Here is a 23,839-nt window from a genome sequence, read left to right on the forward strand (position 1 = left end):
GTTGCCAGAAAAACGTTGGGTTTCTCTTAGGGTATTGGCGGTTAAAGAAATTTGATGCCTATGTAACCAGCACAGGCGATGCCAAAAACCAATATAACGCCGATCGCGTTTAACTGCCTTCCGAAGGGTTGTTTGGATGATTTGTGGCGCAAGCGCTGTTGTGCAAATTTTGCACCACCCCAACCGCCCAGAGCGGCGAGAATCAGCAGCCGTTTTTCGGGAACCCGTCTCCCGCTTTGGCGCGCGCGCCGCTTGTCGTGGGCGAAAACGCCAAAGGTAATCAGATTGATCAGGGCGGCATAGGCCAGCCCCATCTTGAACAGTAACATCAATAACAAACCCAAACTCGTTAAGGGCAAAGGCCCCAACGTTGTGGGGCCTTTGCAAATTTCAAAAGCGGAATAGTGGGATTACTCGGCCCAGCTAACCGCCGTTAAATCGTTCGCCTGTGTTGGCGCATTCGCCCACAGACCCTGAAGGCCTGATTTTGCGACAGACAATGCAGCAAGCTGGAACAAGTAGCCGTTCACATAATCCTCAGAGATGATTTTTTGCGCGTCGCCCAGCATGGTTTTGCGCATGTCGGGGTCTGTTGTTGCGTTCAGCTTGGTCATCAACTCTTGGAAGGTTGGGTTGTCGTATTGGAAGTAATACTCAGGGTTGGCATAGATGCCGATATCCATTGGTTCGGTATGGCTAACGATGGTCAGGCCAAAGTTCTTACCCTTGAAAACAGATTCCAACCACTGCGCCCATTCGACATTTGTGATCTCGGCCTTGATGCCAACCTGCGCCAGCTGAGCAGCGATGATTTCTCCGCCGCGGCGTGCATAGGAGGGTGGAGGCAAGAAGAGTGTTGTTTCAAACCCGTCAGCAAACCCTGCTTCGGCCAACAGCGCTTTGGCCTTTTCTGGGTCGTAGCTGCTCATCCCTGTGAAATCGACATAGGCCGGGTTATGCGGCGCAAAGTGGGTGCCGATTGGGGTGCCATAGCCGAACATGGCGCCGTCGATGATCGCTTGGCGGTCAATCGCGTGGGCCAAAGCCTCGCGGACCTTTACGTTGTCAAACGGCGGCATCTTGTTGTTGGTGGACAGGATGGTTTCGCCTTCGGTTGATCCGGTGAGAACCTGAAAACGGGGATCGGCCTCAAACTGGGGCAGGTTTTCTGGCGCGGGAAAGCCGGAAAAGACATCAATGTCTTCGGCCATCATGGCAGAAAACGCGGCCGTTGGATCCGAGATGAACTTGAACGTGGCCTTTGTTAGAACGGCTGGGGTGCCCCAGTAGCTGTCATTGCGGCTAAGCTCGATCTTGTCGCCCTGCGTCCAGCTGTCAAACTTGAACGCGCCTGTGCCGATGGGCGTTTGTTTGATGCCTTCGATGCTTTCAGGTGCAACGATCACGGCATCACCCCATGCAAGGTTGAACAGCATGTTGCCGTTCGCCTCGGCCAGTTTGACCTCGACTGTCATTGGGTCGATGACGTTCACTTCGCTGATTGCAGCATAAAGCGCCTTTTGCGCATTGGCGCTGTCTTCGGCGCCGATGCGATCCAGCGAGAATTTCACATCCTCGGCATCCATCGTTGAACCATCATGAAAGGTCACACCCTCGTTCAGCATAAAGGTATAGGTGAGCCCGTCTTCGGAAATATTCCAGCTTTTGGCGAGGCCGGGGATCACGCCGCCATCGCTGTCAAAACGGGTCAGACCTTCGAAAACGTTTGAATAAAGGACCGAGTCGATCGCACCAGCCGCAGCACTGGTTGGGTCTAGGTGAGGTGGCTCCAGCTGGATTGCGATGGTGATATCGTCTTTTGCACTTGCGGTTCCTGCAATCAATGCAGCGGCACTAACACCCAGCAGAAGGGTACGAAGATTCAACATTTTTAGCTCCCTTACGTTTATGATTACGAGAAGGTTATGGGACTAAACCCTTTCTGGCTAGGAGAAACCTTGCGGCAGGTCGCCTGCTGGGTTAGGGCGTCGTCTTCTGACGAATAAAGGGGCAGAACATGGCGGTTCTAGGCATAGATTTTGGTACGTCCAACTCGGCAGCAGGGATCGTGCGAGATGGCGAGCCCTATTTGATTGCATTGGAAACGGGTCAATCGACCCTGCCCACAGCGGTCTTTTTCGACTTTGAAGAAAAGAAGATGCTGATCGGCGGAGCGGCGGGCACTGCTTTGTTAGCGGGTGAAGAGGGGCGCTATATGCGGGCGCTCAAAAGCCTTCTTGGGGCGCCATTGATGCGGGAAAAACGAAATCTTCTGGGTGAAAAGCTAGACTTTATCGACATCGTCGCGCGGTTTTTGCAGCGGGTGAAACAGCAGGCCGAAAAAGCAACCGGAGAGAGATTTGACCGCGCTTTGTCAGGGCGCCCTGTCCGGTTTCATCCCGATGATGCGCGCAACGCCCAAGCAGAGGTTGATCTGCGTGAAGCCTATACGCGTGCGGGTTTTGACGATGTGACGTTTATGTTTGAACCAGAGGCAGCAGCCCTAGCAAACCGTTCGCTGTTGGCCGAAGGGGATCTGGGGCTGATCGTCGACATTGGTGGTGGTACATCGGATTTTACCCTGTTTCGAAATCGCGCTGAAGCGATTGATATTTTGGTCAGCCACGGTGTGCGCCTAGGCGGAACAGATTTTGATCGGGTCCTGAGTATCGAAACCGTCATGCCGCATCTGGGACGTGGCAGTGCCATTCGACATGCCTTTGGGGACGAAACACATGTCGCCCCCGCGACAATTTTTAATGATCTCGCAACGTGGCAGAAAATCCAGTTTCTTTACGCGCCAGAAAGCCGTCGCCTTGCCAAGGATTTGGAAAAATACGCGGTCGAGCCGGAAAAGTTCGCGCGGCTGGTTTCGGTCCTTACGGATGAGTTGGGGCATGACATTGCCTTTGCCGTTGAGCAGGGCAAAATTGATGCGAACAACGATGGTGCTGGTGATATCGATCTAAAAATCGTTGAACGCGGGCTGGTACCTTCCTTGTCGGGTGAAACGGTGGTCGACCTGTTAGAGCCTTTGACACAGGAAATGGCGAACGCAGCATTGGCAACGGTTGCGCAAGCGGGGATCGAACCGGCCGGGGTAACCCATTTGGTTTTCGTTGGCGGGTCTAGCCTGATGAACGTCACAAGAGAGTCGTTGCAAGCTGTATTTCCAAAGGCGGCAGCCCATCATGGGTCGGCTTTGACAGCGATCGTGGACGGCCTCAGCTTGGCTGCACAAACGGCGTTTGATTAAAGCAACGAAGCGCGTTGGAGTTTCACGCGGTGCTTTACGGATCACGGCGAAACAGACAATCTCGCATCAAATGGGATGCGGCGGATAAATGATAATGACATCAATTCTGAAAAGGACTCGTGCTGCGCTGCGGGATGGGTTTGTGCAAATCAGAGCGACGAACCTTGCGTTGATTTCAGCGGGTGTCGCGTTTTATTGCATGTTGTCCCTTTTCCCAGCTATCGCCGCGCTGATTGCTTTGCTGAGCCTGATTTCTAATCCGTCTGTCGTCATTGCGCAGCTTGAACAGATGCAGGGCTTTTTGCCCCAAGATGTCTACCTCATTTTGCACGAACAGATCGTGAGCCTTGTCACAGCTAGTTCGGATACATTGGGGTGGGCTGGTGCGATTTCGATTGCCGCGGCGCTTTGGTCTGCGCGGGCAGGGGTGGCTGCGATTATGATGGGCCTAAACGAGGTCTATGGCGAGGATAACCGCAATGCCGCCTCGCATTATTTCAGAGCGCTGCTTTTGACGCTTGGCCTTGTAACTGTGGGTATCGTCGCTCTTTTGACCTTGGTTGTTGCGCCAATTGCCCTTGCGTTTTTCCCTTTGGAGGGGGGTGCTGGTATCATTGTTGAAACCCTACGCTGGTTGATCGCGGTCAGCGTTCTTTTGATGGGGGTTAGTGTTCTCTATCGGTTTGGCCCAAATCTGGATCGCCCTTCATATCGGTCGGTTCTGTGGGGGGCGATATTTGCAGTGGTGAGTTGGGGCAGCCTATCCGTATTATTTTCTTATTACGTGGCCAATTTTGGTAACTATAATCAGGTTTACGGTTCGATCGGTGCCGTGATTGCGATGCTACTTTGGCTATGGCTCAGTAGCTTTTTGATTTTGTTGGGTGCGGTTGTGAATGCCCAAATTGATAAGCATGTGATTGGTTCTGTTTTGGGCGAATGATGCTCATTTGGCTGCGGAAGGTTTTCGGGGAAAACGGGCGGCGGTTTTTCGTACCGATAATTGCGCCCTGAGGGTACTAGAGGACGAGGAGGCCTTCTCATGCGTCTGTGGTTATCAGTGTTGTTTCTATTGTTCGTAACATCGGCGCAGGCTGATGGCGCGAAACAATTCGGAGTGTTTGGTGTGGTCGAGCGGCTTTCCCCGCTTACGGTGAATGGCCAAGAAATCGTTATCCCTGACGAGGTGCCTATCATTAGCTTGTTGGGGCAGGGGCAAAAAATAGGGCTGGGTGATACATTGGCTCTTCGGGTGACCCTAAAGGACGATGTGCTGACAGCGGTGCGGGTTCTTGAAGTTTATCCTGTCATTGGTCCAATTTCGGGGGTTGAGGGTGGCACCGCAACTGTCATGGGAAGCCCCGTTTATCTGCCACCGGATGCTTCGGTAAGGCGGGGGCAATGGGTTGCCGTCAGCGGTTTTTGGAGCGGTGAAAAGGTTATCACAACCAGACTCCAGAAATTGAGCGGTGGCTGGTTTGGGCACCTCACCGGCGTTGTTGACCCAACTGAAATGCGTTTAGGCGGGAGTGAGCTGCGAAATGTCGAACCGCCGACGAATGGTTTCGGCAATTCGATCTGGATGTTGAGTGGCGGCCCACAGACTGGCGGGCTCGATGTTCGGCTAATGGCAAAAGGTGTGTTCGGCGGCGCGGTTGAGATGGCCCTGTGGCAGGGGCATGCTTCCCTGCCCATCGCTTCGCAAACCTATTTGATTTATGGTTCTGGCATCATCGGTACCGCACAGGATGCGCAGATGCCGGTTGGCGGATCATTGATCCGGCGATGTGCTCAGAACGGGCGTGTTCTCAAAACGGCGCCCGAAGGCTTGGAAGATGCTTTTGGCGCGCTGGGCTGTGCTATAGATACTCAGGCGGAGTGAAGGTTTCGGCGCGCGCACGTGACCAACGATCTTTATATCCCATCTGGTCAGCAGCATGATCATCGACAAGGAAGCCGATTGGCAGATAGGGGAATGCCTGATTGCCCTGAACCATCGAACGGTCAGATTGCCGTTGCATCAAATGATGCGGCAGGAAACGACTTGGGTCTGTCAAACCAGCCGCACCTGTCATTTCGCCTAGCGCGTCCAAAGTATTTCGGTGGAAACGTGCAACCCGCTCAGCTTTGTGGACAGGATTTAAGGCTTGTGCACGTGTTGGGTCTTGGGTCGCTACGCCGACCGGACAATGGTTTGTGTGGCACGCCTGAGCCTGAATACAACCAATCGCAAACATAAATCCGCGCGCAGAATTACACCAATCAGCTCCTAACGCCAAAGCGCGGGCGATATCAAAGGCTGATATGATTTTGCCAGCTGCGCCGATCTTGATCTCGTCACGAATGCCAGCGCCACGTAACGTATTGTGGACAAAAGACAGACCTTCGACCATTGGCATGCCAATATGGTTCGCAAACTCTAGCGGTGCCGCACCAGTGCCCCCTTCGGTGCCATCGACCACGATAAAATCCGGTATGATACCAGTCTTTAGCATTGCTTTGACCATGCACATGAATTCCCGCTGGTGGCCGATGCATAGTTTAAAGCCGACGGGTTTGCCGCCGGACAGTTCGCGTAGCTGGCCTAAGAATTCCATCATTTCAATCGGCGTTGAAAAGGCGGAATGCGAGGCGGGCGAAATGCAATCTTCTCCCATCGGGATATCGCGTGCCTCAGCGATTTCGGTGGTGATCTTAGCAGCGGGCAACATCCCGCCGTGGCCAGGTTTGGCGCCTTGCGACAGCTTTACCTCGATCATTTTGACCTGATCCCGTTCTGCCTGTTTCGCAAATTTTTCAGGGCTAAATTGCCCATCCTCTGTTCGACAGCCAAAATAGCCAGACCCGATCTCATAGATCAGGTCGCCGCCAGCTTCGCGGTGATAACGGCTGATACCGCCTTCGCCTGTATCATGGGCAAACCCGCCTGCTGCGGCGCCGTTGTTCAGCGCCGTAATCGCGTTTGCTGAAAGCGATCCAAAGCTCATCGCAGAGATGTTATAGATTGATGCGCTGTAGGGGATTTTACAGTCTTTGCCGCCAATAGTGACGCGAAAATCTGTGTTTTCGATATGTTTTGGCTGAACTGAATGGGTAACCCAGCTATAGCCGCCCTCATACACACGTTTCTTCGTACCAAAGGGGCGGGCGTCCTCCTGACCTTTTGCGCGTTGATAAACCAATGATCGGGCATCACGGCTAAAGGGTTCTTCGTCTTGGTCGTCTTCCAGCAGGTATTGGCGAATTTCTGGGCGAATGCTTTCGAGCAGAAAGCGTACGTGGCCCAAAACGGGATAATTTCGCAAAATGGAATGGGAGGTTTGGCGAACGTCATGCAGCCCCAGCAAGGAAAGCGCGCCGAATATCAGGAAGGGAACAAAAAACCATCCAGACCAAAAAATCGCGATCAAGCTCAACAACGTGAGAACAACAACACCAGCAAAGGTGCTGTAACGGGTGAGTTCGGACAGTTTTGGCATTTGCAGCTCCGGTAGGGTGGCCTTTGGCTATCGTGCAATCGTGTAGGGCGTATTAACAGAGGGCGAGGCAATACCAACATAATTTAGCTGACCAGCGTGCGATCTTTGTTGAGTTTTTACTCGGCTTTCTTTCAATATTCTGTAATTCGCGAAAATTTACACACAAGTCGCGAAATCGGAGGGCAAAATGGCGGGGCCATTGAAATCACTGAAAGTCGTTGAGTTCTCGGGGCTGGGGCCGGCGCCCTTAGCTGGGCAGCTCCTTGCTGATCTGGGGGCTGATGTGATCACCGTAGATCGAAAAGCCGCGCCAGCCGACCCATCGGATATCAACAGACGCGGTAAGCGTTCGATTGTTTTGGATCTCAAAACAACTGCGGGAATTGAAGCTGTTCACAAGCTGATTGCATCAAGCGATGTTTTGATCGAAGGGTTTCGCCCCGGCGTGATGGAGCGATTGGGGGTGGGTCCAGACACCTGCCACGACGCGTTGATCTATGCCCGTATGACGGGCTGGGGGCAGGATGGCCCATGGGCGCAGACGGCGGGGCATGACATTAACTATCTTGCTTTGACGGGCGCATTGCACGCGATGGGAGATGCGGATCGCCCTCCTGTTCCGCCGCTGAACATGGTCGCGGACTATGGTGGCGGCACGATGTTTTTGCTGTTGGGTATTCTAAGCGCGGTGATCGAGCGCGGAATTTCGGGCAAAGGCCAAGTTGTTGATGCGGCGATGGTAGATGGCGTGCCAGCCATGATGGGGTTGATCCATGCGATGTTGGCTCAGGGGCGCTGGAGCGAGGAACGGGGCGCAAATTGGTTAGATGGCGCCGCACCGTTTTACCGCTGTTACACGTGCTCTTGCGGTGGGTTTATTTCGGTTGGGGCGTTGGAGCCGCAGTTCCACGCAATTTTGTTGGAAAATGCGGGCCTCCCCGTTGATCATCAACAGAGCCAAAACGACACGCAACATTGGAAGACGCGTTCGGCGCAATACGCCCATGCCTTTTTTCAAAAGAGCCGTGATGAATGGGCCGAGGTTTTTGATGGAACCGATGCTTGTGTAGCCCCTGTTTTAACATTTTCAGAGGCACAGTTTCATCCCCATATGGCAGAGCGCAAATCATTCATCTCCCCTGATGGGATAACGCAATCGGCGCCAGCGCCGCGGTTTAGTCGTTCGATGCCGGATGATCCAAAAACGCCAACTGCGATTGGTGCGGATACCGCAGATATTCTGGCGCAACTCGGCTTGGATCCGATAGCCGATGAAACCTTGGCAGATTGACTAAAGCTCAGGCACTGCGGAAGGCATCAATTGGGAGTGTAACCTTGTCGTTTATCCCGCTATAAAAGCACTATGACCGATGCCGATGATTTTCTTTCTGGCCCTCTCGAAAAACTGATTGTTTGCCCCGTCTGTGACGCGGCATACCAATTGCAGCGCCCTAAACATGGCGAGCAAGCGGTTTGCAGTCGCTGTCATACTGTCTTGATCCAACCGCGTCGAAAAGCAGGGATGCAGATAATCGCGGTTTCGATTGCCGTTGTTATCCTGATTGTGTTTGCCAGTGTTTTTCCGTTCTTACGGATTAGCGCGGCAGGGCGCAGCAATGCTGTTTCTATTCTGGATGCGGCGTTATCGTTTACGCATGGGCCGATGATGGTTCTTGCGTTGTTGACGGCGGGATTTATCATTTTTGTTCCGCTGACGCGCATGTTGTTAACACTATATGTGCTGGTGCCGGTGGTTCTGGATAAGCCACCTGCGCGATATGCCATCCGTGCGTTTCGATTGTCCGAAGCGATGAGACCTTGGTCCATGGCCGAGATTTTTGCGTTGGGTTGTGCTGTGGCGTTGGTAAAAGTTGCGGATCTGGCGACGGTTAGCTTTGGTCCGGCGTTTTGGATGTTTGGTGTTTTGGTGGTGCTGGTCATCGCGCAGGACGGATATATGTGTAAGTGGTCTGTATGGAACTCTCTGGAACATCCCAAAAGACGATAACCGCCCGTTCAGCGGGTGTTGTTGCGTGCACGCGGTGTACGCGGGCGTGGCCATTGGGTACGCAAATTTGCGGGCGCTGCGGTGCGCCGCTTGTTTCGCGTGATGATCAAAGCCTCCAAAAAGTCTGGGCGCTGTGGATCGTCGGGCTCATGTGTTATTTTCCCGCAAACATATACACGATGTTGAACACACAGCAGCTGTTTTCGGAAACGCATAGCACGATCATTGGCGGGGCGGTTGAGCTTGCTCATCACGGGTCTTTTGGCGTGGCAGCAATTATTCTCTTTGCCTCTGTGATTATCCCGCTGGGTAAATTCTGGGCAATTGCATTTCTGGCTGTCAGTGTTCGCTCCCATAGCGGTTTTACCTCTCGCAACCGGATGGTGGTTTATGAGGTGGTCGAGTATATTGGCAGGTGGTCTATGATTGATATCTTTGTTGTTGCCATCCTGTCGGCGCTGGTGCAACTGCAAGGGCTTGTATCTATCACGCCAGGGCCTGCTGCGTTCTTTTTCGCCCTTTCGGTGATATTCACCATGTTGTCAGCTCAGGCATTCGATCCGCGAATGATCTGGGACGCGCAGCAAACAGATGACGATGAGGCACGTAAACATGTCTGACATGCCCCCCCCTGTTTCGATAAAACCAACATCGCAAAGCACTTTGCGCGGTGCGTCCTTGGTTTGGATTATTCCGATTGCGGCTTTGATCGTTGCGATTGCGGTTGCATGGCAATCTTTTGCCGCGCGCGGTCCTGTCATCATCGTGAGCTTCGCTGATGGTGCAGGCATTGCGGCAGGTGAAACAAAGCTGAAATATCGCGACATCGACGTTGGTGAAGTCGAGGATGTTGGCTTTAGCGAGGATCTGGGCCTTGTCGAGGCGCATATCCGTCTCAAGAAAAACATCGCCCCCTATGTCGACGTAAATTCGGTTTTCTGGATCGTGCAGCCCGAGGTGACGGCCCGTGGCATTAGCGGGCTCAGCACTGTTTTGAGCGGTGTTTACATCGAAGGATCTTGGGATAGCGAAATCGGCGCGTTCGCGGATACCTTTCGGGGATCTGACGAGGCGCCGTTGATTAAACCTGGTCAAAGCGGATTGCAGATCGCCTTTAAGACGACGACGAACAGCTCGCTGACGGATAACGCGCCGATCCTATTTCGGGGGATCGAAGTGGGCCAGATAGGTCGTGCGCAAATTGCGCGTAGTGGTGCTTTTGCAATTACTGAGGGTTTGATTTTTGAAGAGCACAGGCACCTTGTGAATTCATCCACACGGTTTTGGGAAACAGCCGGATTTGATGTTTCGATTGGGCCATCAGGTGCCGAGATCGATTTTACATCTATCGCAACCCTAATTGGTGGCGGCATCACGTTTGATACTTTTGTTTCTGGCGGGGATGCTGTGCGGGATGGCGAGGTTTTTGATGTCTATACCGAAAGGGATGAGGCGCATAACAGCCTGTTCACGACTTCCGATGTTGAACCACTGCGCCTGAGCGTGATCTTTGAAGAGAATGTTTCGGGCCTGACGGTTGGCGCTCCGGTTGAGTTGAGCGGCTTGCGGATCGGCTCTGTTGATAGTTTGTCTGGCATTGTTGATTTCAATCAGTTCGGCGACAGCCGCGTGCGGCTCAACGTGATTTTATCCATTCAACCTGCGCGTCTAGGATTGCCAGGGGAGGTTTCTGCCAATTCCGCGCTATCTTTACTACAAGACCGCGTTACAAATGGCCTTCGAGCACGGCTTGCAACAACCAGTTTGCTGACCGGTGGTCTAAAGGTAGAACTGATAGAGGTCGAAGACCCGCCCTTTGGCCAGCTAACTATTTCCGGTTTTGACTTGCCAATCATGCCGACAACAAAAAGCGAAACATCCGATGCCAGCGCGACGGTTGAGGGGGTCTTTAACCGGCTTAATAGCCTCCCGATCGAAGAGTTGCTGAGCAGCGCGATCAATGTGATGAACTCGGCTGATGCGTTGATTTCCAATCAGGATTTACAGCAGACGCCCAGCGACGTTCGGGCCCTTTTGAACGATTTGTCAGGGATCGTGGGATCGGATGATGTGAAAAACATCCCAGTTTCGTTGAACGCTACGCTGGTGCGTGTCGAAAGTCTGGTTGCGGAATTGGAAAAGCAACGCATCGTTGCCTCGTTGGGTGAAACGTTAGAGGCGGCCTCGGCCGCTGCTGAAACGGTCACTTCATCAGCTGCCGGCGTGCCTGAGTTGATAGAGGATATTCAGGCAGTTGCTTCAAAGGCAGCAGCGTTAGAGTTTGATACACTGATAAACGAGCTGACTTCGCTGACAACTTCCGCCGAGGCATTGGTGAGCAGCCCAGACACTGCCCAGTTGCCCGTGGCGCTGAAAGGGGCGTTGGATCAACTAAACGCAACCTTGAAAGAATTGCGCGAAGGTGGAGCGGTTGAGAATGTGAACAAGACGCTTGCCTCTGCACAGACCGCGGCAGATAGCATCGCAATCAGTGCGCGCGACCTGCCAAAGGTTATCGAGCGCCTGAACGCATTGTTCGTTCAGGCAGGCCAAACGATTGAGGGCTATAACAAGGGCGACCAGTTGAGCCGCGCTGCCGAGGCTGCATTACGTGATATTCAACAGGCCGCAGGTGCGTTAGAAAAGCTGGCACGTACCATTGAACGAAACCCGAATTCTCTGCTGCTGGGAAGATAATATGATACTTTCGAAACCACTCACCGCCATGTTTGCTGGGCTGCTTTTGCTCGCGGCTTGCGGTGATCCTGATCTCGTTGCGGTGAACCCACCTGCAATCAAAGAAACCGTTCGGATCGGGTTTGCGTCGGTTGAGGTCAAAGACGTTTCTTTGCCAAGTTATGCGGCGGCGGATGAAATCGCTCAGCAAGCGCCTGATGGCACTATGATTACGTCAAAGGTTCTTTGGGCTGATTCTCCTGAGCGGGCTGTCGGGCTAGAGTTGAGCCGAAACCTTGCGCGGCTTTCCCGCAAGCGCGTCGCGTCAGAGCCTTGGCCCTTTGAAGAAGATGCGGCGGCGACATTAGATGTTCGGTTTACCGATTTAGTGGCGGGGACGGATGGCGTGTTCCGTGCGTCTGGGCAGTATTTTGTTGGGGTTTACGAGGGGCGCGAACGGTCGGGGTTGTTTGATCTGAGCGTCCCTTATGACCCCGAAGCCGGACCAGCGGCGATTGCACAGGCACGGGGGCAGGTCGTGCTGGACCTCGCTAAATACATAGCACGCAAAGGGCTGCGCTAAGGCGGTCCCTTGCGCAAAGGGCGCTAGCGTCCTACATCGCTTTCTATGGCTCAGGTAAAATCATCATCCAAAGCAGACCCGAACTATAAGGTCATCGCAGAAAACCGCCGCGCGCGGTTTGACTATGCGATCGAGGAAGATATCGAATGCGGCATTATGCTGGAGGGGTCCGAAGTGAAATCCCTGCGCATGGGTGGTTCGAACATCGCTGAAAGCTATGCTGCTGTAGAAGACGGTGAGCTATGGTTGGTGAACAGCTATATTGCGCCGTATAAGCAGGCGAAAACCTTTGGCCACGAAGAGCGCCGCCGCCGCAAACTGTTGGTAAGCCGCAAGCAACTTGCCGATATGTGGAACGCAACCCAGCGCAAAGGGATGACCTTGGTGCCGATGGTTATGTATTTTAACCACCGTGGCAAAGCCAAGATCAAGATTGGTATCGCTAAGGGTAAAAAGCTGCACGACAAGCGTGAAGACGCAGCCAAGCGTGATTGGTCGCGGCAAAAATCGCGCTTGATGAAGGATCACGGCTGAGAGGCTACTATCCGAATTCCCCGTTACCCCTTTGATCCCGCTTGTTAGCGTTTGTTCACTTTCGGGAAGCCGTGCTGAAAACACGAAATCACTTTTTTACGGCGTAGGGGATAAGATATGGAACTTATTATTGGCCTGCTATCAGGCGCAGTAGGCGGCAACTTAGCTGGCAAAGCAATTGGTGGGCTTAACCAAGGTACGTTGATCAACTCGATTTCAGGTATTGTAGGTGGGGGGCTTGGTGGCTCTATCCTCGGTATGATCTCTGGTGGTGGTGATCCCACAGCAGGGATGGATATTGGTTCAATCATCTCCCAAGTAGCGGGCGGCGGCATCGGTGGTGGTGTTGTTCTTGCTGTTGTTGGGATGATCCGCAACAAAATGGGCTAAACTGCCTAGCAGAGCAGGGGGCAAACCCTCCTGCTCTTGCCGTTTCCGGCCCAGACAGCTAGGCAAAGAAAACTGTTGTCGAGGGCATGAAATGGCGGACGATCCCAAAACTCTGGTTTCAACCGAATGGTTGGCGCAACATTTAAAGGATCCCGATATTCGGGTGTTGGATGCGTCATGGTATTTACCAACGGATGAACGCGACCCAAAGGCCGAATATGACGCGGCTCATATTCCGGGTGCTCGGTTCTTTGATATTGATGAAATATCAGACGGGCGATCCAGTCTGCCGCATATGGCTCCTCCCATCGAAAAATTCATGTCACGCATGCGCGCCTTGGGCGTGGGTGACGGGCACCAAGTGGTCGTTTATGATGGCGCTGGCATTATGTCTGCACCGCGCGTTTGGTGGTTGTTCAAGCTGATGGGCCAAGAGAACGTTGCGGTTTTGGACGGTGGTCTGCCGAAATGGGTGGCTGAGGGTCGCCCCACAGAAGACATGCCGCCAGTCCTTCGTGATCGCCACATGACGGTCCGTTTCCAAAACCAACTTGTCCGCGATGTTACACAGGTTGCTCATGCTTCCAAACTGGGGTTGCCGCAGATCGTCGACGCACGTGCGGCCCCCCGTTTTCGGGGCGAAGCACCAGAGCCACGCGAGGGTCTGCGCGCGGGCCATATCCCTAAATCCCGCAATGTGCCTTTCGCCAGCCTATTGAATGACGGGCAAACGATGAAAACCAAGGCCGAGTGCAAGGCCGTGTTTCAAGCCGCAGGTTTGGATTTGGCAAAGCCGATCATCACGTCATGTGGATCGGGTGTAACTGCCGCCGTTTTAGCATTGGCGTTAGAACGAATAGGCCACAGTGAGTGGGCTCTTTATGATGGATCATGGGCCGAGTGGGGAATGTTCCCGACTGTGCCAGTCGCAACTGGAGATGCGTGATGTTTGAAACCCTAAAACCCCAACCTGCCGATAAAATTCTGGCTCTTGTCCAGATGTACCGCGAAGATCCGCGCGACACCAAAGTGGATCTAGGTGTTGGTGTTTATAAAGACGCGACAGGCCTAACGCCTGTTATGCGTGCGGTGAAAGCCGCGGAGCAGAAAATTTGGGAGTCCCAAGACACCAAGGTTTACACAGGTCTGGCTGGTGATCCGGCGTTTAGTGACGTGATGGTTGATCTTGTCCTTGGGGATGCTGTTGCGCGCGGGAATGTCGCTGCTGCGGCCACACCGGGTGGAACGGGCGCAGTGCGCCAAGCCTTTGAACTGATCCAAATGGCAAATCCGGATGCGCGGGTTTTCGTATCAAACCCGACATGGCCAAACCATGTTGCCATCCTTGGCTATCTCGGGATCGAAACGGTTTCCTATCGCTATTTCGATAGCGAAACCCGTGGCGTTGATTTTGATGGTCTGATCGAGGACCTCAAAACCGCGAAAAAGGGCGATGTGGTTCTGTTGCACGGTTGCTGCCATAACCCGACCGGCGCGAACCTGAACAGCGCCGAATGGGATGAGGTCATCAAGGTGTTGCTGGAAACCGGCGCGACCCCGATGATTGATATTGCCTACCAAGGCTTCGGTGATGGTTTGCAAGAGGATGCCACCGCCACGCGCAAGGTTGCTGCGGCGGTTCCAGAATGCCTTATCGCGGCGAGCTGCTCAAAGAACTTTGGGATCTACCGCGAACGTACCGGCATTTTGATGGCGATCAGCGCAGACGATAGCGCAACGGGCCTAAATCAAGGGACGCTATCCTATCTGAACCGCCAGAACTTTAGCTTCCCGCCAGATCACGGTGCGCGCATTGTCACAACAATCCTTTCCGATGCTGACCTGCGCGCCGACTGGCAGGTTGAATTGGAAGAGGTTCGCAAATCGATGCTGGGGCTGCGCAGCCAGCTTGCAGAAGAGCTGCAACGCCTTTCAGGTTCTGATCGCTTTGGCTTTCTTGCGCAGCACCGCGGTATGTTTTCACGTCTTGGAACGACACCTGAGATGGTTGAGAAACTTCGGGTTGAGCATGGCATCTATATGGTGGGCGATAGCCGTATGAACATTGCGGGTTTGAATGCACAGACCGTTCCGGTTTTGGCAAAAGCGATTATTGATTCCGGTATCTAACAGGGTTCCATTTGAACAAGTAAAAAGGCCCCGCATCAAATGATGCGGGGCCTTTTCGTTTGTGTACCCCTCCCTAATCGGGAGGGGCGTTATCTGATATTACCCGCGGGTGAATTCAGGGTAGGCTTCCATGCCCAGCTCAGCAGTGTCGAGACCAGCGATCTCGGCTTCTTCGCTAACACGGATACCCATTGTTGCTTTCAGGATGAACCAAACCACACCGGACACAACGAAGGTGAAGATACCTACAACAACGATGGAGTATAGCTGCGTGCCGAGGCTCGCGTCGCCGTTTGTAAGAACAACAGCGATTGTGCCCCAGATACCTGCAAAGAGGTGAACAGGGATCGCACCAACAACGTCATCGATTTTCAGCTTGTCGAGGAATGGAACCGCGAAGACCACGATCACACCACCGATACCACCGATCAATGTCGCCATGCCTAGACCTGGTGTCAGAGGCTCGGCTGTGATGGATACCAGACCAGCCAATGCGCCGTTCAGGATCATTGTAAGGTCAGGCTTTTTGTACAGAACCTGCGTCAGGATCAGCGCTACAACAGCACCACCAGCAGCAGCTGCGTTTGTGTTGGCAAAGATGCGGGATACATCTGCGATATCGCCTACGGAACCCATCGCCAGCTGTGAGCCGCCGTTAAAGCCGAACCAACCGAGCCACAGGATGAACATACCCAGTGTCGCCAGTGCGAGGTTGGAACCTGGCATTGGGTTTACACGGCCGTCTTTGTATTTGCCGATACGTGGTCCAAGGATCAGCGCGCCTGCCAGAGCAGCCCAGCCGCCTACAGAGTGCACAACTGTGGAACCCGCAAAGTCGAGGAAGCCTGCTTCGTCCAAGAAACCACCGCCCCATTTCCAGGAAGCCTGCAAAGGATAGATGATGCCTGTCAGGATGACCACGAAGATCAGGAAAGGCCATAGTTTGATGCGCTCAGCCAAGGCACCAGAAACGATGGATGCTGTTGCCGCACAGAACATCAGCTGGAAGAAGAAGTCGGAACCGGTGGAGGCATATTCGCCATCGTCGGCGCCAGCCAGATCGATGCCAACAGCTTCCAGAACGCCTGCGCCGAATACGCCTGACAGAACGCCCTCAATGGACCATGTGCCCAGTGGGTACATCAGGTTGTAGCCGAACGCCCAATAGGCGATTGTCGCCAGTGAAAACAGGGCTACGTTTTTTGTCATCTGCATGGTTACGTTTTTGGAACGTACCAAGCCACCTTCGAGCATGGCAAAACCTGCCGCCATGAAGAATACCAAAAAGCCGCCGATCAGGAACAGCAATGTGTTCATGATCCAGATCATATCAGCGGAGACAGGCGCCGCCGCGTCTTGGGCCAAAGCAAAAGTCGGCAGCAACGTGGCTCCGACTGCTACTGGAATGAGAGATTTCATAGTCATCTTATCGTCCTTGAATTTACAGAGCGTCTTCGCCGGTTTCACTGGTGCGCACGCGCACAGCTTGCTCGACATCGAGCACAAAGATCTTGCCGTCGCCGATCTTGCCGGTTTGTGCTGTCTTGCTGATCACTTCGACCATCTGGTCGGCAACGCTGTCTGCAACGACGAGCTCCAATTTGACCTTTGGTACAAAGTTTACGACGTATTCTGCGCCGCGATAAATTTCGGTATGGCCGGATTGCGCGCCAAAACCTTTGATCTCCGTGACCATCAGGCCTCGGACGCCCGCTTCGGTCAGCGCTTCGCGAACCTCTTCGAGCTTGAATGGTTTGATTGTGGCAATGATGAGTTTCATCAAATTGTCCCCTCTTTATTCGCAGATTTTTCTGCATGATGCCGCTGCAGAAAACTGGATTGAGGCTCCAAAAGGGAAGGTTAGAGAGGTTAAAATTGCATGTTTTTGGCGCTAGTGCGATTAAAAATTAGGCAGCAATCGTTAACTGCTCAAAAATCAGTCAGTATTTTGAGATAAACTTAGGCATGAAACGCTAAACAATCGGGCTGTAGGGGGCTAAGGTGGAAAAAAACGAAAGCCGAGCAGGCAAATTAACATGAATGACACTCCTAAACGCAGGCGGCCGCTGGTTGCCGAGAATCGGTATGGCTCGAAGGCCAAGGTCACGGCAGCTATGCCTGCGGCCAAAGCCAAGGCAAAACCAAAGCCCAAGCCAAAACGGGCGCCGAAAAAGCCCAAGACACCGCGGAAGCGGCGTGGTGGCATTATGGGGTTCTTTGTCGGGGTGGTGCGTTGGATCCTTCGGCTGATCTGGGTGGTTACTTCACGATCTGTTTTGGTCGGCATGTTATTGCTGGGGCTGATCGTTGGCTATTTTTATACAACCTTGCCTCCTCTCGAAGATCTTTTGGATGGGCGCGCGGGTGGCTCTGTCACTATGTTGGATCACGAGGGTGAAGTGTTTGCATGGCGCGGCGATCAGTTTGGCGGCGCAGTGACCGCCGAAGATGTTTCTCCGCATTTGAAGAATGCGGTGATCGCAACCGAGGACAAGAGGTTCTATCGTCACTTTGGCCTCAGCCCGCGCGGTATTGCGTCAGCTGTTCGCATCAACCTAAGCGAAGGCCGTGGCCCGCTGTCGGGGCATGGGGGGTCGACGATTACGCAACAGACGGCAAAACTGTTGTGCTTGGGAGAGCCGTTTGATCCCAGTGCGGGGCAGACCGAGGCTGAGTACGAAGCAGAATGTCGCCGCGGGTCGATCAAGCGTAAAGCCAAAGAAGCTGTTTATGCGATGGCGATGGAAGCGAAGTATTCCAAAAACGAAATTCTCTCTATTTACCTAAACCGCGCCTACATGGGGGGCGGTGCCTATGGGGCCGAAGGTGCGGCACAGCGTTATTTCGGCAAGCACGCAGCCGAGATTGACCCCGCCGAATCCGCAATGCTGGCTGGCTTGCTGACAGCGCCCAGCACCTTGTCGCCGACCTCTAATCTAGAACGTTCGCGTAACCGTGCGGCAACTGTGCTGCGCCTGATGAACGAACAGGGTTATCTCACAGATGAGGAAATGGCCGTAGCGCAGGCAAATCCCGCGACCCTGTCCGAGGCAGCCGAAGCGCGCGCGGGTGGGTATTTTGCCGATTGGGTTATGTCGACAGGGCCTGAATTTTTTACCCGCAAAACAACCGAAGACGTGATTATTCGAACAACCCTAGATCAGCGGATGCAGAAAGCTGCCGAAGATGGTTTGAACTGGGTGTTTGATAACAAGGTGCGCGCGGGATCAAAGGCGCAGGCCGCTATTGTCGTGATGAGCGCAGATGGTGCGGTACGGGCCATGGTCGGTGGGCGCAAAACCAAAGTGTCAGGGGCATTCAACCGCGCCACGCAAGCGTTGCGCCAAACCGGATCGGCCTTCAAGCCTTTCGTGTATGCGGCGGCACTTGATCTGGGGTATTCCCCGAACGACCTTGTTGATGACAGCCCCTATTGTCTGAACATTCCTGGCTCGGGCGAATGGTGTCCGAAAAACTATACCAAGCGTTTTGTTGGGCAAACCACAATGACCAACTCGTTGGCGCAATCGTTGAATATTCCTGCGGTGAAGATATCGGAATCTGTAGGGCGGCAAACGGTAAGCACGGTTGCCTCGCAGTTTGGGATCAAAAATGATCTGGCGGCTGGCCCTGCCTTGGCTCTTGGCGCTTCGGAAAGCACGCTGATCGAAATGACAGGGGCTTTTGCAGGCATCTTGAACGGCGGCTCATCCGTTACCCCCTTTGGTCTGATCGATCTACGTCTGCGCGGAGATGCAGAGCCCTTGATGGGAACTGGTGGCGGTATTGGTGAGCGCGTCATTCAGGAGGATGCAGCGGGTCAGCTGATCTATATGATGGAAAAGGTTGTGTCTGAAGGCACAGGTAAACGTGCCCAGTTCGGGGATCGTCAGATTGCTGGTAAGACAGGCACAACCTCGGCGGCAAAGGATGCATGGTTCATCGGGTTTTCTGCTGACTATGTGGCTGGCGTCTGGATGGGCTATGACGATAATACGCCTCTTAAAGGGGTAACAGGCGGTGGCCTACCTGCTGAAATTTTCCGCGAAGCAATGCAGCGTGTCCACCAAGGTGTGCCCTTAAAGCCATTGCCAATGGTCGCCCCTGCTCCGGCGCAGGTGATATTCGAAGGCGATGTTAACGAGGTCGAGCCGCTAACTCCTCAGGTTCAGCAACAGCCAACCCAACCCAGCCGCCCGACCAACATCATTGATCAGGTGTTGCAGGATATTTTCGGCGGCACGGGTGACGGCAGTGCCAGTTCCAACCCATCTGGTGGGGATCGGTAGAGCGTACATAGCGGGGTCGCTATATAAGGAAACTACCTTGTTATCTCGATGGCTACCTGAGTACAGTTGCCGTGATTTTTACATGTCGTTTGGAAGCTACTGGTATTTTGCGGTATAAAGCCCAAGCGACCGATATTGTTTGAAAGGTAATTATGCAAAGCGATTTGATAAAACGCGGGCGCGAAGAACTGCGTCAGGTGCGTAAACGAAGCCGCGCTCTTTTCTGGACTGTCGGTTTGTTTTCCGCTTTTGCGAACCTGCTGATGCTGACGGGCCCGATGTATATGCTTCAGGTGTATGATCGCGTTTTAGGGTCGGGCAGTCAGGAAACTTTGGTCGCGTTGTCGCTGTTGGTAGTGTTTCTATATGCTGTGATGGGCATTCTGGATTACACGCGCGGACGGATCATGGGGCGCGTCGGGGCTAGGTTTCAGGATGATCTGGATCGGCGCGTTTTTGATGCTGTTGTCCGAAAGTCAGCGGTTGCGCCGGATTCAAAAACAAATGCAAGCCTTGCGGATTTAGAGTCAGTTCAACGGACATTGACCTCTCCGGTTTTGATGGCGGCATTTGATCTGCCTTGGACACCAATCTTTTTCGCTGCGATTTTTGTATTTCATTCCTATTTAGGCATTATGGCGTTGCTGGGCGGTGCTGTTCTGGTGGTCATTGCGATCGCAAATCAGATGTTGTCACGCGGTGTTCAGGCGCGCGCAAACATGGCGGCACAACACGCGGCAAGCATGGCGGATCAAATCCGAACCGAAGCCGAGATGGTGCAGGCCATGGGCATGCGCGAGGCCGCCTTTGGGCGCTGGCGGAAAGCGAGAACAGTAGCCTTGGAAGGGCAAGTTCGCGCAGCCGATGTAGGTGGTACGTTCAGCTCGATGACCAAAACCATTCGCCTGTTCCTGCAGTCTGCAATGTTGGGGATGGGGGCCTATCTTGTCCTCAAAAACCAACTCACCCCGGGGGCGATGATCGCAGGTTCTATTCTGTTGGGACGTGCTCTTGCTCCTGTAGAAATGATGCTGAACCAATGGCCAATTTTGCAACGCGGTATGGTCGGCTGGTCCAATCTGACTGAATTGTTAGGCACAGTCGCTCCGGAAGGACCACGCACCGAGCTGCCAAAGCCAAAGGCAGCATTGGTTGCCAAAAACCTAACAGTCGTCCCTCCCGGAGAGAAACAAGCGTCACTGAAATCGATCTCTTTCAAAGTTGAGCCTGGTCAGGCGGTTGGGGTTATCGGGCCTTCTGGTGCAGGTAAATCCACATTGGCAAGAACTCTAACGGGAGTGTGGCGCCCTGCGGGTGGGTCGGTGCGTCTGGATGGTGCTGCGCTAGAGCATTACGGAACAGAAACACTGGGCCAACACATCGGCTATCTGCCACAACGGGTTTCCCTTTTTGACGGAACGATTGCCCAGAATATTGCCCGTCTTGCGGATGTTCCTGATGACGCGAAAGTTGTCGCCGCGGCAAAGATGGCAGCTGCGCATGAGATGATCCTTGAACTGCCTGATGGGTATGACACGGTTGTTCAGGCGGGGCAGGTCCGATTATCCGGTGGGCAGATGCAGCGTATTGGGCTTGCACGGGCCCTATATGATGAGCCCGTAATCCTCGTCTTGGATGAACCGAATTCAAATCTGGACAACACGGGATCTCAGGCTTTGAACCACGCCATTCGCGCCATGAAAGCTGCGGGTCGTTCTGTACTTATTATGGCGCATCGCCCCGCAGCTATTCAGGAATGTGACACGCTGCTGGTATTGGATGGCGGCATGCGGATGGCATTTGGCCCCAAAGATGAAGTTCTGAAAGGTATGGTGAAAAACCATCAGGAAATTCAGCAGGCGCCAGCCGGCTCGGGAGGTGTGTCATGAGCGATAAAAAGAAATGGTCAGCTTGGCGGCCTGTCGCCGTCGGCTTTATCGGGATCGCTGTTTTATTCGGCGGTTTTGGCACGTGGTCGGTCATGTCAAACATTGCTGGTGCGATTATTGCGTCGGGCCGCATCGAGGTGGATCGGAACCGTCAGGTTGTTCAACATGACACCGGTGGAACGATCGCTGAAATCCATGTTGACGAGGGCGATTTGGTCAAGGCCGGTGATCTTCTATTCCAACTTGATCCACAGCAGGCCCAGTCCGAACTGAATTTGATAGAAGGGCAACTGTATGAGTTGATGGCGCGCCGTGGCCGTCTTGAAGCACAGCGCGATGAACTTGAGAGTGTTGTGTTTGATGCGGAACTCATTGCGGTGGCAGCCGTTCATGCCGACGCTCAGGAATTGATGGACGGTCAATCAAACCTTTTCGATGCGCGCCGCGATAGTATTGCGCGCGAAACTGAGCAGTTGGAAAAGCAGCGGAATCAAATCGAAGATCAGATTTCCGGCATCACGGCTCAGGAAACCTCGCTGGCCCAGCAATTGAAACTGATCGAGCAGCAACTGGATGGCCAGCAAAAACTATTGGATCAGGGATTGGCCCAAGTCGCGTCAGTTTTAGGTTTGCAACGTGAAACGGCACGGTTGACCGGAGAAATTGGACGGCTGGTTGCATCACGCGCCGAGGCAGAAGGGCGTATAACGGAACTGGAAATCGTAAAGCTGAAATTGGGCACCTCTGGCCGCGAAGAGGCTATTTCGCAATTGCGGGAAATCCGTTTCCAAGAACTGGCAATTATTGAACAACGCCGCGCGCTGCTGGCGACAATTGACAGGCTGGATATTCGCGCACCGGTTTCGGGTATTGTCTATTCCTTGCAGGTTACCACACCCCGTTCGGTTATTCGCGGGGCAGAACCGTTGATGTTCTTGATCCCTCAGGATCGGCCACTGGTGATCGCAGCGCAGGTAATGCCCACGAATATTGATGAGGTTTCTGTTGGCCAAGAAGTAAACCTGCGCCTTTCGTCTCTGGATCAACGTACAACACCGGAATTGAAAGGCCGTGTTGAGGTCATTTCTGCGGATGCGCTGGATGATCAAAACACAGGTATCAGCTATTTCCGCGCCGAGATCACTTTGTCTCCGGGGGAAATTGAACGCCTGCCTGAAGGGACACAATTATTACCAGGCATGCCGGTGGATGCGTTTATTAAAACGGGTGATCGTTCACCACTTACCTATCTGGTGAAACCGGTTGCAGCATATTTTGTGAAATCTTGGCGCGAAAGCTAATCCAAAGTCTTCCCCCTCTGGGGGAAGCGGGATAGCGTCGGCTTCAAATCAATGAAGCAAAGGATTGCAAAATGAGCATCGAAAAACGCCTGTCAGATCTGGGCATTACTCTTCCCGACGCCTCCGCTCCGGCGGCGAACTATGTGCCCTTCGTGCAGGTCGGAAATACCTTGTATGTTTCAGGCCAGATTTCACGCACGGATGATGCATTGATTCTTGGTGTTTTGGGTGACGACATGAGCGTCGAAGACGGGGCTGCCGCTGCGCGTACATGCGGGCTTCAGTTGCTCGCGCAGGTCAAAGCAGCCTGTGGTGGCGATATCAATCGCCTAAAGCGCGTTGTGAAACTGACGGGGTTTGTGAACTCAACCAAGGAATTCACAGACCAGCCTAAGGTCATCAATGGTTGCTCCGACTTTTTGGTTGAAGCATTGGGGGATGCTGGTCGGCACGCACGATCGGCTGTTTCAGCAGGTGCATTGCCATTGGGCGTAGCCGTGGAAATCGAAGGTATTTTCGAAATCTCATGACGACGACAGGCTTGCCAGAAAGCTTTGCGCGGGTGCCTTTTGCACACCGCGCATTGCATAATGTCCACGAGGGCCGTCCGGAAAACTCGCGTGCGGCCATCCGTGCGGCCATCGAGGCGGGCTATGGCATCGAGGTCGATGTCCAGCTGAGTGCAGATGGCGCAGCGATGGTTTTTCATGATTATCACCTTGGGCGATTGACCGAGGTGCAGGGAGTTGTGCGGCTCACGACATCAGAAGAGTTGAAGCAAACGGCGTTACGCGGAAATGCTGAAGGGATACCGGACCTTCCCGAGGTTTTATCCCTCGTTGCGGGGCAGGTGCCACTACTTATCGAACTCAAAGATCAAGATGGCGCAATGGGAGAGAACATTGGCCAGCTTGAGCGTGCCACGGCACAGGCACTTGAGGGGTATGAGGGCGATGTAGCGGTGATGTCGTTCAACCCACACTCGGTGAAGCTGTTACAAACCCTTTGCCCTGAGATCCCGCGGGGCCTTACAACTTCGGCCTATCGTTCGCATGAATGGCCTTTATCGGATGCGACATGCGACCGTCTTCGCGGCATTCCAGATTACGATACTGTCGGGGCTTCGTTTATCAGCCATGAGGTCGATGATCTGGATCGGGCACGGGTGGCCGAGCTGAAACAGGCCGGAGCCATGATTTGCTGCTGGACGGTGATCAGCGCAGAACAGGAAGTTGCCGCGCGCGATGTGGCTGACACTATTACGTTTGAGGGTTATCCGGCGGCACTAGGCGCTTGAACATCCC

Annotated in this window: 22 protein-coding genes; 17 read left to right on the plus strand and 5 right to left on the minus strand. The window is 53.7% G+C overall.

Going from position 1 to position 23,839, the window contains the following annotated elements:
• Positions 1 to 41: 41 nt before the first annotated feature.
• The gene (locus tag Z948_RS0108965) at positions 42 to 368 is read right to left on the minus strand and encodes a DUF1294 domain-containing protein (RefSeq protein ID WP_211250473.1); all 327 of its coding nucleotides are present in this window, start codon (positions 366 to 368) and stop codon (positions 42 to 44) included.
• A gap of 42 nt (positions 369 to 410) precedes the next feature.
• Positions 411 to 1,889: an ABC transporter substrate-binding protein gene (locus Z948_RS0108970; RefSeq protein ID WP_025059229.1), complete on the minus strand. Its 1,479-nt coding sequence runs from the start codon at positions 1,887 to 1,889 to the stop codon at positions 411 to 413.
• Between the two features lie 128 nt (positions 1,890 to 2,017).
• On the opposite strand from Z948_RS0108970, the gene Z948_RS0108975 reads away from it, so the two are divergent.
• From Z948_RS0108975 to Z948_RS0108985, 3 genes are all read left to right on the plus strand, one after another.
• Positions 2,018 to 3,256 carry an Hsp70 family protein gene (locus Z948_RS0108975; RefSeq protein ID WP_025059230.1) on the plus strand — a complete coding sequence of 413 codons (1,239 nt, stop codon included), beginning with the start codon at positions 2,018 to 2,020 and terminating at the stop codon, positions 3,254 to 3,256.
• A gap of 94 nt (positions 3,257 to 3,350) precedes the next feature.
• Positions 3,351 to 4,199 carry a YihY/virulence factor BrkB family protein gene (locus Z948_RS0108980; protein WP_025059231.1) on the plus strand — a complete coding sequence of 283 codons (849 nt, stop codon included), beginning with the start codon at positions 3,351 to 3,353 and terminating at the stop codon, positions 4,197 to 4,199.
• 99 nt (positions 4,200 to 4,298) lie between these two features.
• Entirely contained in the window at positions 4,299 to 5,138 is an 840-nt protein-coding gene (locus Z948_RS0108985) for a hypothetical protein (RefSeq protein ID WP_025059232.1), read from the plus strand.
• Here the strand turns inward: Z948_RS0108985 and Z948_RS0108990 are convergent.
• Positions 5,116 to 6,735 carry an FMN-binding glutamate synthase family protein gene (locus tag Z948_RS0108990; protein WP_025059233.1) on the minus strand — a complete coding sequence of 540 codons (1,620 nt, stop codon included), beginning with the start codon at positions 6,733 to 6,735 and terminating at the stop codon, positions 5,116 to 5,118. The two genes, Z948_RS0108985 and Z948_RS0108990, sit on opposite strands and share 23 nt — an antisense overlap.
• Positions 6,736 to 6,922: 187 nt before the next feature.
• Here Z948_RS0108990 and Z948_RS0108995 point away from each other — a divergent pair, with 187 nt between their 5' ends.
• From Z948_RS0108995 to Z948_RS0109035, 9 genes are all read left to right on the plus strand, one after another.
• Complete coding sequence (locus Z948_RS0108995) at positions 6,923 to 8,026, plus strand: CaiB/BaiF CoA transferase family protein (RefSeq protein WP_025059234.1); 1,104 nt, start codon at positions 6,923 to 6,925, stop codon at positions 8,024 to 8,026.
• Positions 8,027 to 8,098: 72 nt separating this feature from the next.
• Positions 8,099 to 8,743, plus strand: a complete 645-nt coding sequence (locus tag Z948_RS0109000) for a paraquat-inducible protein A (RefSeq protein WP_025059235.1) — start codon at positions 8,099 to 8,101, stop codon at positions 8,741 to 8,743.
• Complete coding sequence (locus tag Z948_RS0109005) at positions 8,710 to 9,363, plus strand: paraquat-inducible protein A (RefSeq protein WP_052033045.1); 654 nt, start codon at positions 8,710 to 8,712, stop codon at positions 9,361 to 9,363. Before Z948_RS0109000 ends, Z948_RS0109005 begins: the two co-directional genes overlap by 34 nt.
• Positions 9,356 to 11,440 carry a PqiB family protein gene (locus tag Z948_RS0109010; protein ID WP_025059237.1) on the plus strand — a complete coding sequence of 695 codons (2,085 nt, stop codon included), beginning with the start codon at positions 9,356 to 9,358 and terminating at the stop codon, positions 11,438 to 11,440. Before Z948_RS0109005 ends, Z948_RS0109010 begins: the two co-directional genes overlap by 8 nt.
• Position 11,441: 1 nt before the next feature.
• Positions 11,442 to 12,002: a PqiC family protein gene (locus Z948_RS0109015; RefSeq protein ID WP_025059238.1), complete on the plus strand. Its 561-nt coding sequence runs from the start codon at positions 11,442 to 11,444 to the stop codon at positions 12,000 to 12,002.
• A gap of 45 nt (positions 12,003 to 12,047) precedes the next feature.
• Entirely contained in the window at positions 12,048 to 12,536 is a 489-nt protein-coding gene (gene smpB, locus Z948_RS0109020) for an SsrA-binding protein SmpB (RefSeq protein ID WP_025059239.1), read from the plus strand.
• 117 nt (positions 12,537 to 12,653) lie between these two features.
• Positions 12,654 to 12,926 (plus strand): hypothetical protein, encoded by a 273-nt coding sequence (locus Z948_RS0109025; RefSeq protein ID WP_025059240.1) that lies wholly within the window; start codon positions 12,654 to 12,656, stop codon positions 12,924 to 12,926.
• 91 nt (positions 12,927 to 13,017) lie between these two features.
• Complete coding sequence (gene sseA, locus Z948_RS0109030; protein WP_025059241.1) at positions 13,018 to 13,872, plus strand: 3-mercaptopyruvate sulfurtransferase; 855 nt, start codon at positions 13,018 to 13,020, stop codon at positions 13,870 to 13,872.
• The gene (locus Z948_RS0109035) at positions 13,872 to 15,056 is read left to right on the plus strand and encodes an amino acid aminotransferase (RefSeq protein WP_025059242.1); all 1,185 of its coding nucleotides are present in this window, start codon (positions 13,872 to 13,874) and stop codon (positions 15,054 to 15,056) included. Before sseA ends, Z948_RS0109035 begins: the two co-directional genes overlap by 1 nt.
• 99 nt (positions 15,057 to 15,155) lie before the next feature.
• Here the strand turns inward: Z948_RS0109035 and amt are convergent, their stop codons facing one another.
• Complete coding sequence (gene amt / locus Z948_RS0109040; protein WP_025059243.1) at positions 15,156 to 16,481, minus strand: ammonium transporter; 1,326 nt, start codon at positions 16,479 to 16,481, stop codon at positions 15,156 to 15,158.
• A 16-nt stretch (positions 16,482 to 16,497) separates the two neighbouring features.
• Positions 16,498 to 16,836 carry a P-II family nitrogen regulator gene (locus Z948_RS0109045; protein ID WP_025059244.1) on the minus strand — a complete coding sequence of 113 codons (339 nt, stop codon included), beginning with the start codon at positions 16,834 to 16,836 and terminating at the stop codon, positions 16,498 to 16,500.
• A gap of 256 nt (positions 16,837 to 17,092) precedes the next feature.
• Here Z948_RS0109045 and Z948_RS0109050 point away from each other — a divergent pair, with 256 nt between their 5' ends.
• From Z948_RS0109050 to Z948_RS0109070, 5 genes are all read left to right on the plus strand, one after another.
• Positions 17,093 to 19,345, plus strand: a complete 2,253-nt coding sequence (locus Z948_RS0109050) for a transglycosylase domain-containing protein (RefSeq protein WP_025059245.1) — start codon at positions 17,093 to 17,095, stop codon at positions 19,343 to 19,345.
• Positions 19,346 to 19,497: 152 nt separating this feature from the next.
• Entirely contained in the window at positions 19,498 to 21,234 is a 1,737-nt protein-coding gene (locus tag Z948_RS0109055; RefSeq protein ID WP_025059246.1) for a type I secretion system permease/ATPase, read from the plus strand.
• Positions 21,231 to 22,535: an HlyD family type I secretion periplasmic adaptor subunit gene (locus Z948_RS0109060; RefSeq protein ID WP_025059247.1), complete on the plus strand. Its 1,305-nt coding sequence runs from the start codon at positions 21,231 to 21,233 to the stop codon at positions 22,533 to 22,535. The genes Z948_RS0109055 and Z948_RS0109060 overlap by 4 nt, the downstream gene beginning before the upstream one ends.
• 71 nt (positions 22,536 to 22,606) lie before the next feature.
• Positions 22,607 to 23,065 (plus strand): RidA family protein, encoded by a 459-nt coding sequence (locus Z948_RS0109065; RefSeq protein WP_025059248.1) that lies wholly within the window; start codon positions 22,607 to 22,609, stop codon positions 23,063 to 23,065.
• On the plus strand, positions 23,062 to 23,832 hold the full coding sequence (locus Z948_RS0109070; RefSeq protein ID WP_025059249.1) for a glycerophosphodiester phosphodiesterase family protein: 771 nt from the start codon (positions 23,062 to 23,064) through the stop codon (positions 23,830 to 23,832). Before Z948_RS0109065 ends, Z948_RS0109070 begins: the two co-directional genes overlap by 4 nt.
• The last annotated feature ends 7 nt before the right edge of the window (positions 23,833 to 23,839 follow it).

The organism is Sulfitobacter donghicola DSW-25 = KCTC 12864 = JCM 14565 (assembly GCF_000622405.1).
GTDB classification, from domain to species: domain Bacteria; phylum Pseudomonadota; class Alphaproteobacteria; order Rhodobacterales; family Rhodobacteraceae; genus Sulfitobacter; species Sulfitobacter donghicola.

What these genes read in the sequence shown, in the direction of transcription:
- Z948_RS0109015 (WP_025059238.1), top strand. Translation starts at nt 11,442, where the DNA reads ATGATACTTTCGAAACCACTCACCGCCATGTTTGCTGGGCTGCTTTTG.
- Z948_RS0109045 (WP_025059244.1), bottom strand. Translation starts at nt 16,836, where the DNA reads ATGAAACTCATCATTGCCACAATCAAACCATTCAAGCTCGAAGAGGTT.
- Z948_RS0108975 (WP_025059230.1), top strand. Translation starts at nt 2,018, where the DNA reads ATGGCGGTTCTAGGCATAGATTTTGGTACGTCCAACTCGGCAGCAGGG.
- Z948_RS0109055 (WP_025059246.1), top strand. Translation starts at nt 19,498, where the DNA reads ATGCAAAGCGATTTGATAAAACGCGGGCGCGAAGAACTGCGTCAGGTG.
- sseA (WP_025059241.1), top strand. Translation starts at nt 13,018, where the DNA reads ATGGCGGACGATCCCAAAACTCTGGTTTCAACCGAATGGTTGGCGCAA.
- Z948_RS0109000 (WP_025059235.1), top strand. Translation starts at nt 8,099, where the DNA reads ATGACCGATGCCGATGATTTTCTTTCTGGCCCTCTCGAAAAACTGATT.
- Z948_RS0108990 (WP_025059233.1), bottom strand. Translation starts at nt 6,735, where the DNA reads ATGCCAAAACTGTCCGAACTCACCCGTTACAGCACCTTTGCTGGTGTT.
- Z948_RS0109025 (WP_025059240.1), top strand. Translation starts at nt 12,654, where the DNA reads ATGGAACTTATTATTGGCCTGCTATCAGGCGCAGTAGGCGGCAACTTA.
- Z948_RS0108995 (WP_025059234.1), top strand. Translation starts at nt 6,923, where the DNA reads ATGGCGGGGCCATTGAAATCACTGAAAGTCGTTGAGTTCTCGGGGCTG.
- Z948_RS0108985 (WP_025059232.1), top strand. Translation starts at nt 4,299, where the DNA reads ATGCGTCTGTGGTTATCAGTGTTGTTTCTATTGTTCGTAACATCGGCG.
- Z948_RS0109065 (WP_025059248.1), top strand. Translation starts at nt 22,607, where the DNA reads ATGAGCATCGAAAAACGCCTGTCAGATCTGGGCATTACTCTTCCCGAC.
- Z948_RS0108970 (WP_025059229.1), bottom strand. Translation starts at nt 1,889, where the DNA reads ATGTTGAATCTTCGTACCCTTCTGCTGGGTGTTAGTGCCGCTGCATTG.
- Z948_RS0109010 (WP_025059237.1), top strand. Translation starts at nt 9,356, where the DNA reads ATGTCTGACATGCCCCCCCCTGTTTCGATAAAACCAACATCGCAAAGC.
- Z948_RS0109035 (WP_025059242.1), top strand. Translation starts at nt 13,872, where the DNA reads ATGTTTGAAACCCTAAAACCCCAACCTGCCGATAAAATTCTGGCTCTT.
- Z948_RS0109060 (WP_025059247.1), top strand. Translation starts at nt 21,231, where the DNA reads ATGAGCGATAAAAAGAAATGGTCAGCTTGGCGGCCTGTCGCCGTCGGC.
- smpB (WP_025059239.1), top strand. Translation starts at nt 12,048, where the DNA reads ATGGCTCAGGTAAAATCATCATCCAAAGCAGACCCGAACTATAAGGTC.
- Z948_RS0109005 (WP_052033045.1), top strand. Translation starts at nt 8,710, where the DNA reads ATGGAACTCTCTGGAACATCCCAAAAGACGATAACCGCCCGTTCAGCG.
- amt (WP_025059243.1), bottom strand. Translation starts at nt 16,481, where the DNA reads ATGACTATGAAATCTCTCATTCCAGTAGCAGTCGGAGCCACGTTGCTG.
- Z948_RS0109070 (WP_025059249.1), top strand. Translation starts at nt 23,062, where the DNA reads ATGACGACGACAGGCTTGCCAGAAAGCTTTGCGCGGGTGCCTTTTGCA.
- Z948_RS0109050 (WP_025059245.1), top strand. Translation starts at nt 17,093, where the DNA reads ATGAATGACACTCCTAAACGCAGGCGGCCGCTGGTTGCCGAGAATCGG.
- Z948_RS0108980 (WP_025059231.1), top strand. Translation starts at nt 3,351, where the DNA reads ATGACATCAATTCTGAAAAGGACTCGTGCTGCGCTGCGGGATGGGTTT.